We start from the raw sequence: 13,763 nt of genomic DNA, 5'->3' as shown, positions 1-13,763 counted from the left end.
TTATTTGAAAATTGTGGAACCAGTAACATAGTTGATTTCTTCTTTGGAGTTCATACGCTGATATCTCATATCATTCATCTGAAGTGTGTTTGTTCTGTAAGAGTCGTAGAAATCCATAAACTCGATTAAGCTCAGGTTTCTGCTCTTAAAGTTTTTGATAACTTCACTGATCAGCTTGTCAAAGTCTGAATTGAAATTCTTATCGAAGCCATTGTAGAGATTTTCCGTTCTTAAAGCCGATTTATAGCTGTTATTCACTTCATTCTCCAGGGTGGCTTCCTGTTGGTTCAACAAGGTTTTTCCCGCATCAATAGCAATTTTTGCTTTTTTAATTTCTCCCTGGTTTCTGTTAAACAGGGGCAATGGAATGCTTAATCCCAAACCGGTATAATTCATTGGGTAACTTCCCTGTAAATCATAGGTTAAGGAGAACTGTACATCCGGAACTGCCATAGCTCTCTGCAGTTTCAGGTTCTTTTCTGCATAAACGATCCCCGTTTGGGTCAGTTTAAGGTCGGCACGGTTGTTTCGTGCAGAATCCAGCAGGTTGATATATACTGTTTTATCTAATTGGTAGTTTTGTTCTTCTATCGGGTCCATCACCAATACAAGGGCAGCATCAGGTTTGATATTGGTGAGCAATTTAAGGTCGGTCTCCATATCTTCGATGCTGTTCTCCAGGTTATTGTATTCCGTTTGCAGGCTATATACCAGCGATTTGATCCTGATGATATCTTTCGCGGCAATATTACCTGCTTTTAGCTGATCTTCTGAAGCGGATAACAATTTCTGAAGGGAATTAATCTGCTGCTGATACAATTTAGCACTTTGCTGGGCATAATAAGTTTTGTAAAAATTGGATCTCAAATTGTATCTCAGCGTGCGCATCAGGTCAAAATACTGGTACTCTGCCAGTTTTACGCCAGCTTGTGCTACCTGAATATTCTTATTCCTTTTTCCTGCCAGTTTAACCAGCTGAGAAATGGAAGCCTGGTATTCTCCGTTTTGTTTGGAGGTTTCAAAAAATCTTTTAGTATTCTGGTTGTAGAGCTGCGTTTCTGCACTCAATTGTGGGTTATCAAACAGTTTCGCTGTAATGATATCCGCACGCGCCTGGTCAGTTTGATAATTCTGCGCAATTAACTGGTAATTGTTTTGAAGAAAAAGTTTTTCTGCCTGGGGGAGGGTAATCTGGAGGGTGTCAGCAGCAGACTGGGCTGCAACATTTTCTGTGATACCTAGCAGGGCGAAACAGAGGAATAGCTTGTAAATTTTCGGTTTTGGGATAGTCATTTATACATTGTTTTAAGGCAAAACTAATTGGGATCTAATTAAAAATTAATTGAAATCTAACTCAAATCTAATTTGGGAAAATTAAAGCTAAATTAAATGGAAATTAAAAACTAGTTAAAATGAATGAAAATGAACATGGAAGGACGTTCCAGAGCCATTTGGAGAGGATACGGTGATGGTTCCGTCGAAAAGGGAAATGATCTTGTGGGCCATATAAAGGCCCATTCCGTTACCGGCATGTTCAAATTTTCCCGATGAGCTGTAAAAAGGTTTAAATATCTGGTCTACTTTATCTTCAGATATGCCTACACCCTGATCGCTGATATTTAATGTTACTCCCTTATCGGTTAATTCTAAGACGCAGCTCACTTGCTGGTTGTCGGAGAATTTAAAAGCATTGCCAATGATGTTATCCAATGCAATTTGAAGGAGCGTAGGATTGGCTTTTATGATCAGGGCAGAATCGTCGGTAAGCGGCAGGTTTTTCATCTCTACCGTGAGTTTGTTCTTTCCTTTTCTTTCGTTCCATTCAGCCTGCAGCTGCCAGATGAGATCGTCTATACGGATGTCTTCTGCCAGGGAGGAGCTGTACTCCAGGTCGGCCTGGGCAAGGTTCATCAAAGCAGTGATGATGTTACCCAGTTTTTCTGCATCTTCCAGTACAGAATGCAGTGCTTTTTCATAATCTTCGCTTTTGCGCACTTTAGACAGGGCAATTTCTGCACCGATCACCATCCTGGTTACGGGTGTCCTCAGCTCATGTGAAGCATTGGCCACAAATGTTTTCTGGAGGATGAAGGAATGTTCCAGGTGTTCCATCAATTTATTGAAATTCTGGGAGAGGAGGAAGATCTCATCTTTATTAGAACCTTCTTCCACCCGAAAGTGGAGGTTGCTGGATTTGATCATTTTTACCTGATCGATAAATACATTGAGTGGTGATAATATCCTTTTGGCGATAAATCTGCCGGAGAGGAGCAGGCCAAGAAAGATCACTACAAATACTACCGACATTACTTTGAGCAGTTTGAGCAGTCTGCTTTGGGTGCCATAATCTATGGCTGAAGCCAGGATCACAAAAGCGCCCTGGTTGTCTTTATAATAGATACCTACCACTTGCCTGTCGCCTTCAACAAACTGAAGCCTGCCCTGCTGCCTTACCAGATTAATGGTTTCGCTGCCCCAGAACTGCTGGTCGTCGCCAATAAAAGCGGCGCTGTTACGCTCGTTGTAAATGCGGATTACTTCGCCTTTTAATTTCACCAGGTACTCCGCCCTAACTTTATTCAGTGCATCACTTGGAATTTCGTCGGCTTTAAGATAAAGCTTGGCGGTAACCATGGTGCGGTCTGTGAGGCGCTCAAAAAATTCTGATTCCAGTACTTTCTGGAACGTGAAATAGATGACGCACAGCACGCACAGCATGGTCAGGGTGCTGACCAGGGTGAAGTATATCGCCAGGCGATCTTTTATCTTCATTTACTTCATGATATAACCCATGCCAATTTTGGTATGGATCAGTTTTCGTTCAAAACCTTTTTCGATCTTATTCCGGAGAAAGTTTACGTAAACATCAATTACGTTGGTTCCGGTATCAAAACTGATGTCCCATGCATTTTCTGCAATATACTGGCGGGATAAAAGCCTGTTTGGGTTTTTAAGGAACACTTCTAATAAAGTAAATTCTTTGGCTGTCAGTAGGATGTCTTTACCGGCACGTTTAACGGTTTTGCTGTAAGTATCCAGAACAACATCTTCAAAAGTCAATACATTTTTTTGCTGACCGGAAGCGGGCTGATGCCTTCTCATCATGGCCTCGATCCGGGCAAGGAGTTCCTTAAAATGAAAGGGTTTCACCAGGTAATCATCGGCTCCTGAATTTAAGCCCAGCACTTTATCGTCTACCGAACCCAGTGCAGTAAGCATCAGAACAGGAATATCCTTGTTGGTTTCCCTGAGCTGTCGGCATACTTCTATGCCATTCATTCCGGGCATCATCACGTCAAGAATGACCAGGTCAAACTTTTCTTCCTGAAAGGCATATAAAGCCATAATCCCGTCAGGAATAGTGGTTACGGTGTAGTTGTGCTCTTCCAGACCGGCTTTGATCAGGCTGGCTATTTTGACATCATCTTCTGCTAATCCTATCTTAAACATTTCCAGGTTTTGGTTAGTTGAGTCGCAAAGGTAACTATCTATTTCCAAACTCATCCAATTCCGTCTTTACCATCTTTAAACTCTTTAATACCCTGGCCTAAGCCTTTCATCAGTTCAGGGATTTTTTTGCCTCCGAAAAGAAGCAGGACAACAACCAGGATGACCAGTATCTCGGGAGTGCCGAGTGCGCCAAGGATGATCGAATTTAGCATAATTAAAATTATCAGTTGGTTAGAAATGTTTGTGTTACAAAGCTAAATCGGGCTGGTTAAAGACCAATTAAAACCTTATTAAAAACCGATTAAATAACAATGAGAAAAGCTTAATGTGAGTTCTACAGAGTTTTTACCTGGCTCTGCATTCGTGTTAACTGGTTTAAAGTTTATTCATTTAGTGAAAAATTATCAGGAGAATTCATCAGTTTACAACAGCTTAATTTATTGTAACTGAAAGCTTAATGTAAATTTGTTTTTAAAAAGTGTACCTTTGCAAAAATTGTTTGGCTGACAAATTGATTGGAACTGCCATTCAGCCTGTTAGTTATAGCTATTATTGCCCTTTAAATACATTATGAAGAAGATTGCTGATTATAGAAAGTTGTTAGGTGTACAGAAGAACACTGAACTTAAAGAGATGAAAACCATCTATAGAAATTTCATGAAGGAATTTCACCCCGATAAATTTCAGGAAGATGAAGCCAGATTAGCTGCTGAAGCGAAAAGTAAGGAAATCATTGAGGCTTACCATTTCCTGGTAAGTATTGCTCCTGAAACATTAGCTATCTCTATTGAACAATACACCAATACTACTGGTACCTGCGGTATCACTGATTATAACTGGGCAGGCTTAGTGCTGACGGTTCATTTTTCTGACGGCAGTGGTTATGAGTATTTTGAAGTGCCAAGAGCAGTTTATGTAAAACTGGTTAATGCAGATTCTCCAGGTAGATTTGCACGTCGGCATATCTTCACTTCTTTCCCTTACAGGAACATTGTAAAGCTGGAAACAGCCTAAGCAATTCATATATTTTTTATTTTAATAAAGCCTGCATCAGCTTAGTCATAACATTTTATGAGCTTAAGCTGTTGCAGGTTTTTGTTTTTGATAACAGATATACTCCATAAAATTCAATAATATGCCGGATTAACCGTTAGAGGTAAAAGGATGTTAATATGCAACACTTAACTTACGGTGATAAAGTGAATGTTTTGCCCCATCAGGGCGAGACCTTGTTTTATCATGACTTTTTTTCTGCCGCAGCCAGCGATAGTTACCTGGCCCGTTTAAAGGAGGAGACCCCCTGGATACAGGAACCTATAATCATGTTTGGTAAAACCCTAATGCAACCACGCCTGACCGCATTTTATGGTGATCCGGGAATGGAGTACAGTTATTCCGGCATTCAAATGAAAGCGAGGAACTGGACGGATACGCTGCTGCAGATCAAAGAAAAGGTAGAAGCGAAGTGTGATACTGTTTTTAATGTATGCCTGCTGAATTATTACCGCGATGGTAAAGATCATATGGGCTGGCACCGCGATAATGAACGTTCGCTGGGTCAGGTTCCTGTAATTGCTTCGCTGAGTTTTGGCGGAACAAGGATTTTTCAGTTTAGAAGATATGAGGAAAAGATGCCTGTGCTTTCATTGGAGCTGGAGCATGGCAGTTTGGTATTGATGAAGGGCGAAACCCAGCGTTACTGGGAGCACCGTGTTACTAAAACCAGTGTTCAGGTAGCGCCAAGGATCAATTTAACTTTCAGATCAGTAAAAATGACTTAAAAGCCCTTCTTTAGGGTAAGACATTTAAATTATTATCTTTATGGCTCAAATCGAATGTAAACCTTTGTCATTGCGTCATGAAAAGATTATTTAATACGAATTACAGTCACCGCAGTCTGGATATTGCACTGCTGATTTTAAGGATTAGTATTGCGGCATTAATGCTTACGCATGGGAGTGAAAAAATCTATTTGCTCACTGCCGGTGGCGGAGTAACCTTTCCTGATCCGTTGGGGGTAAGTCCTACCGTTTCACTGATGTTGGTGATATTTGCAGAAGTTTTCTGCTCTATGTGTGTTCTGGTTGGTTTTGCCACGCGACTGGCCGTATTACCGCTGATCTTTAATATGCTGATCATTATCTTTGTGGTAATGGGCCATGCAGGGCTGGAGAAACAGGAAGCCGGATTACATTATTTACTGGTTTATGTGGTGTTGTTACTAGCTGGAAGCGGAGCGTTTAGTATAGACCGAATCATCAGCCGAAAGTCTGCACGCAGAAGAAGAGGTTATTAAAAAAACAAAAATGAATCTGCCATGCTCTTAAAGAGCTGAAAATTACTGAAGAGATCATGATAGCTTCATCACCTATAAAAAAATATACACCTAATGAAAAAGATAGTATCGATATGTTTTGCAGCAATCATTTTATGGGGTTGCGGGGTTAACAAACAGGCACAGCAGATCAAAGCGCTGGAAAAGTGCAAATATAAAGTTGTATCGGCCACCAATATTTCTGTGGCAGGTACAGATGTGAAAAAGATAATGAACAACCAGAGTTTCAACCTGGGCAGTTTGCCCGCTCTGGCTTTTGGCTTGCTGAGAAGGGATGTGCCTTTACATGCCACTCTGAATATGGAAGTAACCAATCCTTCCAATAATGACGCTTCGGTAAATCAGTTTGAATATAAGGTTCTGATCAATGATGTGGAACTGGCCAATGGTTTTCTGGATCAGCAGGTGAGCATTGCCCCGGGACAGTCGGTAGTAGTACCTTTGGACGTGAATGCCAATGTTTACCAGTTTATCAATAACGCCAAAGTAATGGCAGAGATTGCAGATTTTCTGCGTGCCGGCAAGAGCGGCGGACCAGAAAAAACAGGGTTGATCACGTTGAAGGTGAGACCAAGTTTTATGCTGGGCGGTGTACTGATCAAGTATCCGGGATTTATCACGATCAACAAAGAAGTAAGCAGTAAAATACTGCTATAGTCAATTTATAGTATTGTTACAACCGATATAGCGCAAGGAGCGGGTATTTTTAATTATTTTAGGCGACTAATTTTGCTGTATGAAGTATCGTTTAACTCTCCTCTCTGGTTTATTTATCGTAGTTCCGTTTTTTCTTCAGGCTCAGGCTACTGTGCAGCTAAATGCTGCAGAGATCAGGCAGGGGCTTGCCAGCCTCAATGTGGCAGGCAGTGTGCTGTATATTGCAGCCCATCCTGATGACGAAAATACCCGTCTGCTGGCTTACCTTTCAAAGGAAAAGAATGTGCGTACAGGTTACCTGTCGCTCACCAGGGGTGATGGCGGACAAAATTTAATCGGTACAGAACAGGCAGAGCTGCTCGGATTGATCCGTACACAAGAGCTGCTTGCAGCCAGACATATTGATGGTGCCGAACAGTTTTTTAGCAGGGCCAATGATTTTGGCTTTTCGAAAACTTCTGCAGAAAGTTTTACCATCTGGGGTAAAGAGCAGATCCTTTCGGATGTAGTTTGGATGATCCGGAAGTTTCAGCCGGATGTAATCATTACCCGTTTTCCCGAAGATGCACGTGCCGGACACGGCCACCACCAGGCATCGGCTATTTTAGCCAGGGAAGCTTTTTATGCCGCCGCAGATCCCAAACGTTTTCCTGAACAGCTGCAATATGTAAAAGTATGGCAGGCGAAACGTATCGTTTGGAATACTTTCAATTTTGAAACTACAAATACTACGTCCGATGATCAGCTGAAGCTGGATGTTGGCGGATATAATCCCTTGCTGGGAGAGAGTTACGGAGAGATTGCCGCATTAAGCCGTTCCAATCATAGAACACAGGGATTTGGAAGTGCAAGACAACGTGGTTCTGTAATCGAATATTTTAGCCCGGTAGGTGGAGAGGCAGCACACAAAGATCTTTTTGAAGGGGTAAATTTAAAACTGGACAGAAATCCTGGTACCGAAAAAGCACAAGCCTTACTGAATAAAATTATTGCAGGTTATGATGCAGCTGATCCCTCGAAATCTGTAGCTGCTTTGCTTCAGTTGAAAGAAGAAGTTAAAAACGTGCCTTTTAAACATGAGAAACTCGATGAGCTGATTCTTGCCTGTGCAGGAATATGGCTGGAAACAACCGCTCCGGAACCTGCGTATGCGTTAAATGATTCTATACCGGTAATGATCAGCGCCATATCGCGCGTGAGCGCTGGCTTTCCGCTAAAGATCACTTTGCAGGAATTACATAGTACTCATATTACGGAACTGCTCCCTGATCAGTTAGTAACAGAGAGCAGAACCATCAGCACCAATTCCATTGGGATTACACAGCCTTACTGGCTGCTGAAAAAACATCCGATAGGCAGTTATATGATTGATTCTCTAAACCATCTGGGTATGCCAGAAGCACCTGCACCACATGCAGGAGTATTCAGGATTAGTTTTGGCAGTCAGTTTATTGATGTAACACGTCCGATAGTTTATAAGCATACAGATGCGGCAAAAGGAGAGCTGTACCAGCCCCTGGTTGTTGCACCTTCGATAACGGCTACGATCGCAGAAAAAGCTTATGTCTTCACCAATAATACACCAAAGAAAATTACCGTTCAGCTACAGAGTTTTAAGAATAATATTGAAGGAACACTGGTTGCAAAGGTTCCTGAAGGATGGAAAGTTAACCCTGAAAGGCTCACCTTCGGGCTTCCCCACAAAGGGCATGAAAGAAATATAGAGTTTACGGTTACACCTGCTGGCGATGTTTCTGGTGGCGATTTATCAATGGAGGTAACCGTTGATGGAGCTACTTATCACCAGGGACTGAAGGTGATAAGTTACGACCATATCCCTACGCAAACCTTGTTTCCTTTTGCAGAAGCAAAGGTAGAAAGGGTAGACCTGAAGTTTGCGGGAATGAATGTAGGTTATATCGCCGGAGCAGGAGACCTGATTCCGGAGTCGCTGATGCAGATTGGCTACCAGGTAACCCGTCTAACGGAAAAGCAGGTAATCAGCGGAGATCTTTCTGGCTTCGATGCGATCATTACTGGTGTAAGGTTATACAATATCAATGACCATATAGCGGCTATGCAGCCAAAACTGATGGCTTATGTAAAAAATGGCGGTACTTTGGTAGAGCAGTACAATGTGAATGCCCCGCTGATCATCAATGATCTTGGGCCTTATCCTTTCCAGCTTACACGCAATGACAGGGTAACGGATGAAAATGCTAAAGTAGATTTCCTTGTTCCTGGTAATCAGGTATTAAATTATCCGAATAAAATTACCAGTAAGGATTTCGACGGCTGGATCCAGGAGCGCGGTTTATATTTCGCCAGCAGCATCGATTCGCATTACGCAGCCGTATTAGGTATGCATGATGTTGGCGAAGAAAACAGCAAGGGTTCTTTGCTGGTAACGGATTATGGTAAAGGTAAATTTGTATATACCTCCCTGTCCTTTTTCAGGGAATTGCCTGCAGGTGTGCCCGGAGCATACCGTTTGTTTGTGAATTTACTGGCTAAAAAACCCGCCAAATAATGGAACCGCAGCAGCCCAACCGCGAATTGCCGCCTTTTGTGAAAAGCTGGAAACAGTTTTACAGGCTGTTAGTGGCATGGCTGGTTTTCCTGATCGTGATCTTTTATCTTTTTACCAAATATTTTGAATGAGTAGTGCAGACTGGGGTGTTTTAATTTTTACGCTGATAGCGATCATTACTTACGGCGTTTATAAAAGTCGCGGTGCCCAGAATATTGAGGGCTACCTGCTGGGTAACCAGTCGCTGCCCTGGTATAGTGTATGTCTTTCTGTGATGGCTACACAGGCCAGTGCGATCACTTTTTTAGCGGCGCCCGGCCTGGCTTATTCTTCCGGAATGAGTTTCGTACAGTTTTATTTCGGCCTCCCGCTGGCCATGATTGTCCTGTGCATCACCTTTGTGCCTATTTTTCACCGCTTAAAAGTATATACTGCTTATGAATACCTGGAACAGCGTTTTGATCTGAATACGCGGGCACTGACTGCCTTTTTATTTTTGATACAAAGGGGCTTGTCTACCGGGATTACTATTTATGCGCCTTCAATTATTTTGTCGACCATTTTAAATATCAATACCACCTATACAACTTTGTGTATTGGCAGTATCGTGGTAGCATATACCGTTTACGGAGGTACCAAAGCCGTTTCTTACACCCAGATGCTGCAGATGAGCATTATTTTTTTAGGGCTGTTTGCAGCAGGGGTAATGGTGGTCCATTTGCTGCCATCAAATATTGGTTTTGTGAAAGCCATCAGCATAGCCGGCAAAATGGGACGTACCAATGCGATAGATTTTAAGTTCGACTGGAAAAATCCTTATACGGTGTGGAGTGGCCTGATTGGCGGTTTCTTTTTACAGTTATCCTATTTTGGAACAGACCAGAGCCAGGTAGGCCGTTATTTAACAGGTTCATCCGTGAGCCAGAGCCGGCTGGGATTGTTGATGAACGGACTGGTTAAGATACCAATGCAGTTCCTGATCCTGCTGATTGGAGTGCTTGTTTTCACGTTTTACCAGTACAACCGGCCGCCTATTTTTTTTAATAGTTTTGAGTTAAATAAGCTGGAAAAAAGCAGTTATAACCCGCAGCTGACAGTTCTGAAAAAGGAGTATGAGCAGGTGTTTACAGCTAAGCAATTAGAGATAAATAAATTAAACAATGCTTTAGAAGCAAAGGATAAACAGGGTATTGATCAGCAGCGGACAGCTTTGCAGCAGGCAGATGAACATACCAAAGCTATCCGTACCAAGGTGACCGATCTGATGCAGCAAAATGATAAGGGTGCCGATATCAATGATAACAATTATATTTTTCTGAGTTTCGTTACCCGGTATCTGCCAAAGGGACTGATCGGGTTGCTGGTAGCCATTATCTTTTTAGCTTCGATGGGCTCAACGGCAAGCGCCTTGAATTCTCTGGCTTCTACCAGTGTGATTGATATTTATAAGCGCCTGATCAATAAGGAGGCGAGTGATGAAAAGTATTTGAAAGCCTCTCGCTGGTCTACCGTCATCTGGGGTACTGTCTGCATTGTAATGGCTTTATATGCCAGTAAAATTGGAAACTTGCTCGAAGCAGTGAACATCCTGGGTTCTTATATTTATGGAACTATCCTTGGGGTGTTTCTGGTGGCGTTTTATATTAAACAAATAGAGGGGAAGGCGGTGTTTTACGCTGCGCTCCTTACTGAGATCATTGTTTGTATCTGCGGATACCAAAAGGTGGTTGCTTATTTATGGCTTAACCTGATCGGATGTGTGCTTGTAGTAGGCATAGCGCTATTACTGCAGCAATTTTTTAGGAAGAAGGCCCTCAAGCCTGCCATTCAATAAGTGGTTTCTGTGCTCAGATCAAACCTTTTAACCAGATAAGTGTTAATTGATTGACTTATCAGTAAACAAATTTGGAGTAATGTGCCTTTGCGTGCATTATGAAGATTATTCACACTTAAGCTAATCATTATGAAAAAGTTAAATTTATTCTTCGGATTACTAATCGTAGCGGCTTCTTTTCAGGCCTGTCATAGCCCGGAAGCACGTGGTGCTAAAGATGATTCTTTAGCCAAAGATTCTACTAAAACAGATAGTACTGCCAGCAAGACAGATACCACTGCCGGTAAAACAGACACTACTAAAACTATGGGTACTAAACCTGATAGTACTGCCAGTCCAAAGAAATAGGATAGCCTAATCAATTTTTTGATGAAGCTGTTCTTCATGAGGGGGTATGTAAACTGTAATAGTTAGCATACCCTTTTTTGTGATTGATTCTATGCAGGCCTTCGCCTCTTGAAGTAGCAATTTGCGGCTTCAAGTAAGAATCGTAAAATAATTTATTCAATTTCCAGTTTTTTCATAATTCTTTAAAATATTAGGCGCCCTTTCTTTTAAAACCTATTGCTGTACGTGGTTTTTCCTGCTCTTCCATAAATTTGTTTAAATAGGTAAATAGAACTTCGATCTTCTGATCTTGTTTTCCAAGTCTTTTTTCAACCTGCTCTACCAATAAGGATACATCTTTATGCAGTAATAGGGTTTCCCTCAATTTTATAAAGACTTCTATAATCCTAATACTAATCTGAATTGCTTTTTCATTTTTCAATATATTGGAGAGCATGAGTACACCATGTTCTGTTTATGTAAGCTAAAAGATTATGTAAACTCTTTTCAAGAAGTGGCCTTATTGGCCATTTATGCTTGTGTTTTTTACATAACGAGTTTACATAATATTCTCCGTTTTAATGCTAGTGGGTAATGTCGCCCCGTTAACTAATATGGAGAATTATCATGTTTAAACGATTTAGAAATTACGATCAGCTTGTCGCAGCTGCAATGGTCAAATTCATCGCTCTATCTTACAGTCCCACTTCCGTTAAGAAGTATTGTGAAGTATGGCGTCAGGTTGGCATTTATATGTCAACAAACGGCATACAAGTTTATACTGCTACAGTGGGCTTGCAGTTCATATCCGAACATGTGGGGTATGAGGATCAAAGTAAACTTCCAAGAGGTAAAAGAGATCTGATTCGCGGAATAAATGCTTTATCAGACTTTGCCGAAACAGGAGAAATCAGGAAAAGCAAGAGCAGGACATATCCAATATCTCTTGAAGGTCCTATCGGAACGGTTATGACTACCTATATTCTTTACAGGAAAAAACTGTTTTCCTTAGCAAAGGATACGGTCCAGACTTATTATTCCTACTTATCCGTTTTTCTGGCATTCCTTAACACTCGGGAAATTATATCATTCGCTTTGTTCAACAAGGGCCTTATTCTGGACTTCATGAACAGTTTGGGTGAATATTCGCCGACAACCAGGCACCTAATTCTTTTGAAAATGAGCCAATTTGTAAGCTATCTGTATGACCAGCAAATATTGACAGCCGATCTCTCCAGAATTGCAAAAGATAAGTTCGTGTATCAACCTAAACTGCCTTCTTTTTATTCTGCCGAAGAGGTCAATCAGATTGTAGCAAGTATAGATCGTGCAAACCCATGCGGCAAACGCGATTATGCAATGTTGCTGCTCGTTTCAAGGTTAGGACTGAGAAGTTCGGATGTTGTTAACCTGAAGTTTGACAACATACTTTGGGAAAGACAACTGATATCTATTAACCAGACCAAGACGAAACAGTTACTTGAACTGCCTTTGTTTGCCGAAGTTGGGAATGCCATTGTTGACTACCTTAAATCCGGCCGACCGAAATCTGACCTTCCATTTATATTTCTGCGTTTACTGGCGCCTTTTGATAGCCTAGATTCTGGAGCTTTAAATGGAATGATAAAGAAGTACATGAACCGCTCAGGTATTAACTATGATGAGCGGCAGCATGGTCCTCATTCACTGCGGCATAGCCTGGCAACCAGTCTGCTGAAAAATGAGACCTCCCTGCCCGTTATCTCTGGAATACTCGGGCATAAACGCACGGAAAGTACCATGAATTACCTCCGGGTAGATATCACTTCCTTAAAAAAGTGCGCACTTGAAGTTCCACCGGTTGTTGGGAACTGTACAGTGGAAGGAAAGGAGGATACGCTATGAAAATGCAGGGTATCTATACGCCTTATATTGAACAGTACCTGGAGTTCAAACGTAACCTGGGCTTTAAGCTAAGGGATGTAGAATATATATTCGGACAGTTCGATAAGCTAACTACTATACGTAATGAAAAAACGCCAGGCATTACAAAAGAGTTGTCAGATGCCTGGTGCGAAAAACGTCCTAATGAATCTTCAGGAACCAGACATGTCAGAATCTCGATAGTAGCTGTCTTTGCCAGGTTCTTATGCGACAGAGATATCACTTGTTATATTCCTGAAATTCCGGTGAGAAGCAAATACTTTACTCCGTACATCTTTACAAAAGAACAGATTCTACAGATCATTGCCGCTAGTGATGGATACATCCCTACTAAAATAACCGGTACGGGAGCTCATGAAATGATCCCGGCATTATTCCGCTTACTTTACGGAACCGGGGTGCGTCTTGGTGAAGCACTTGCTCTGGCCGATAAGGACGTAAATACAGCTGAGAAACATGTTATAATCAGGGCAAGTAAAAATGGAATGGAACGTATAGTTCCCGTCTCTGGCTCACTGGCTGAAGTTTGCGATCGATATAGAAAGACAAGAAAAGGCAGCCAGATAAGCTCAGGACTCTTCTTTACAAAGGATGACGGTAGTCCTTGTGGCCAGCATACTGTATATACGTTTTTTCGGGATGCCCTATGGAAAATAGGAATACCTCACCGGGGCAGAGGGCTAGGGCCACGTGTGCATGACCTGAGG

General features: G+C 41.8%; 15 protein-coding genes. 10 read left to right on the top strand and 5 right to left on the bottom strand.

Annotated elements, in window-relative coordinates; translation table 11 throughout:
* The 4 genes from GSQ84_RS07470 to GSQ84_RS07455 all read right to left on the bottom strand — a co-directional run bounded on the left by GSQ84_RS07470 (position 1) and on the right by GSQ84_RS07455 (position 3,662).
* A complete protein-coding gene (locus tag GSQ84_RS07470; RefSeq protein WP_158796626.1) occupies positions 1 to 1,293 on the bottom strand; it encodes a TolC family protein in 1,293 nt (430 codons plus the stop codon).
* A 114-nt stretch (positions 1,294 to 1,407) separates the two neighbouring features.
* Positions 1,408 to 2,772, bottom strand: a complete 1,365-nt coding sequence (locus GSQ84_RS07465; RefSeq protein ID WP_158796625.1) for a HAMP domain-containing sensor histidine kinase — start codon at positions 2,770 to 2,772, stop codon at positions 1,408 to 1,410.
* Positions 2,773 to 3,504, bottom strand: coding sequence for a response regulator transcription factor (locus GSQ84_RS07460; RefSeq protein ID WP_371416354.1), 732 nt, complete (start codon positions 3,502 to 3,504; stop codon positions 2,773 to 2,775). It lies immediately after the preceding gene.
* The gene (locus GSQ84_RS07455; RefSeq protein ID WP_158796624.1) at positions 3,501 to 3,662 is read right to left on the bottom strand and encodes a twin-arginine translocase TatA/TatE family subunit; all 162 of its coding nucleotides are present in this window, start codon (positions 3,660 to 3,662) and stop codon (positions 3,501 to 3,503) included. Before GSQ84_RS07455 ends, GSQ84_RS07460 begins: the two co-directional genes overlap by 4 nt.
* 358 nt (positions 3,663 to 4,020) lie before the next feature.
* Between GSQ84_RS07455 and GSQ84_RS07450 the strand changes: the two genes are divergently transcribed.
* The 8 genes from GSQ84_RS07450 (at position 4,021) to GSQ84_RS07420 (ending at position 11,154) form a co-directional block, all read left to right on the top strand.
* On the top strand, positions 4,021 to 4,464 hold the full coding sequence (locus tag GSQ84_RS07450) for a KTSC domain-containing protein (protein WP_158796623.1): 444 nt from the start codon (positions 4,021 to 4,023) through the stop codon (positions 4,462 to 4,464).
* A 158-nt stretch (positions 4,465 to 4,622) separates the two neighbouring features.
* Complete coding sequence (locus GSQ84_RS07445) at positions 4,623 to 5,231, top strand: alpha-ketoglutarate-dependent dioxygenase AlkB (protein ID WP_158796622.1); 609 nt, start codon at positions 4,623 to 4,625, stop codon at positions 5,229 to 5,231.
* A gap of 77 nt (positions 5,232 to 5,308) precedes the next feature.
* On the top strand, positions 5,309 to 5,746 hold the full coding sequence (locus GSQ84_RS07440; protein WP_158796621.1) for a DoxX family protein: 438 nt from the start codon (positions 5,309 to 5,311) through the stop codon (positions 5,744 to 5,746).
* A gap of 93 nt (positions 5,747 to 5,839) precedes the next feature.
* Positions 5,840 to 6,442, top strand: a complete 603-nt coding sequence (locus tag GSQ84_RS07435) for a hypothetical protein (RefSeq protein WP_158796620.1) — start codon at positions 5,840 to 5,842, stop codon at positions 6,440 to 6,442.
* Between the two features lie 79 nt (positions 6,443 to 6,521).
* Complete coding sequence (locus GSQ84_RS07430) at positions 6,522 to 8,972, top strand: PIG-L family deacetylase (protein ID WP_158796619.1); 2,451 nt, start codon at positions 6,522 to 6,524, stop codon at positions 8,970 to 8,972.
* On the top strand, positions 8,972 to 9,103 hold the full coding sequence (locus tag GSQ84_RS28200) for a hypothetical protein (RefSeq protein ID WP_256377523.1): 132 nt from the start codon (positions 8,972 to 8,974) through the stop codon (positions 9,101 to 9,103). The genes GSQ84_RS07430 and GSQ84_RS28200 overlap by 1 nt, the downstream gene beginning before the upstream one ends.
* Positions 9,100 to 10,806 (top strand): sodium:solute symporter, encoded by a 1,707-nt coding sequence (locus tag GSQ84_RS07425; RefSeq protein WP_158796618.1) that lies wholly within the window; start codon positions 9,100 to 9,102, stop codon positions 10,804 to 10,806. Before GSQ84_RS28200 ends, GSQ84_RS07425 begins: the two co-directional genes overlap by 4 nt.
* A 129-nt stretch (positions 10,807 to 10,935) precedes the next feature.
* Positions 10,936 to 11,154 carry a hypothetical protein gene (locus GSQ84_RS07420; protein ID WP_158796617.1) on the top strand — a complete coding sequence of 73 codons (219 nt, stop codon included), beginning with the start codon at positions 10,936 to 10,938 and terminating at the stop codon, positions 11,152 to 11,154.
* A gap of 190 nt (positions 11,155 to 11,344) precedes the next feature.
* On the opposite strand, the gene GSQ84_RS07415 is transcribed toward GSQ84_RS07420, so the two are convergent.
* The gene (locus GSQ84_RS07415) at positions 11,345 to 11,518 is read right to left on the bottom strand and encodes a hypothetical protein (RefSeq protein WP_158796616.1); all 174 of its coding nucleotides are present in this window, start codon (positions 11,516 to 11,518) and stop codon (positions 11,345 to 11,347) included.
* Positions 11,519 to 11,760: 242 nt separating this feature from the next.
* Between GSQ84_RS07415 and GSQ84_RS07410 the strand changes: the two genes are divergently transcribed.
* Both GSQ84_RS07410 and GSQ84_RS07405 read left to right on the top strand, forming a co-directional pair.
* Positions 11,761 to 13,017, top strand: coding sequence for a tyrosine-type recombinase/integrase (locus tag GSQ84_RS07410; protein ID WP_158796615.1), 1,257 nt, complete (start codon positions 11,761 to 11,763; stop codon positions 13,015 to 13,017).
* On the top strand, positions 13,014 to 13,763 hold a 750-nt coding region (locus GSQ84_RS07405), incomplete at its 3' end, for a tyrosine-type recombinase/integrase (RefSeq protein ID WP_216848890.1). The genes GSQ84_RS07410 and GSQ84_RS07405, both read left to right, overlap by 4 nt.

It is taken from the genome of Pedobacter sp. L105 (assembly GCF_009765875.1).
Classification (GTDB): Bacteria; Bacteroidota; Bacteroidia; order Sphingobacteriales; family Sphingobacteriaceae; genus Pedobacter.
The sequence above is the reverse complement of the archived record's forward strand: the minus strand, read 5'-3'. Positions and strand labels throughout refer to the sequence as shown.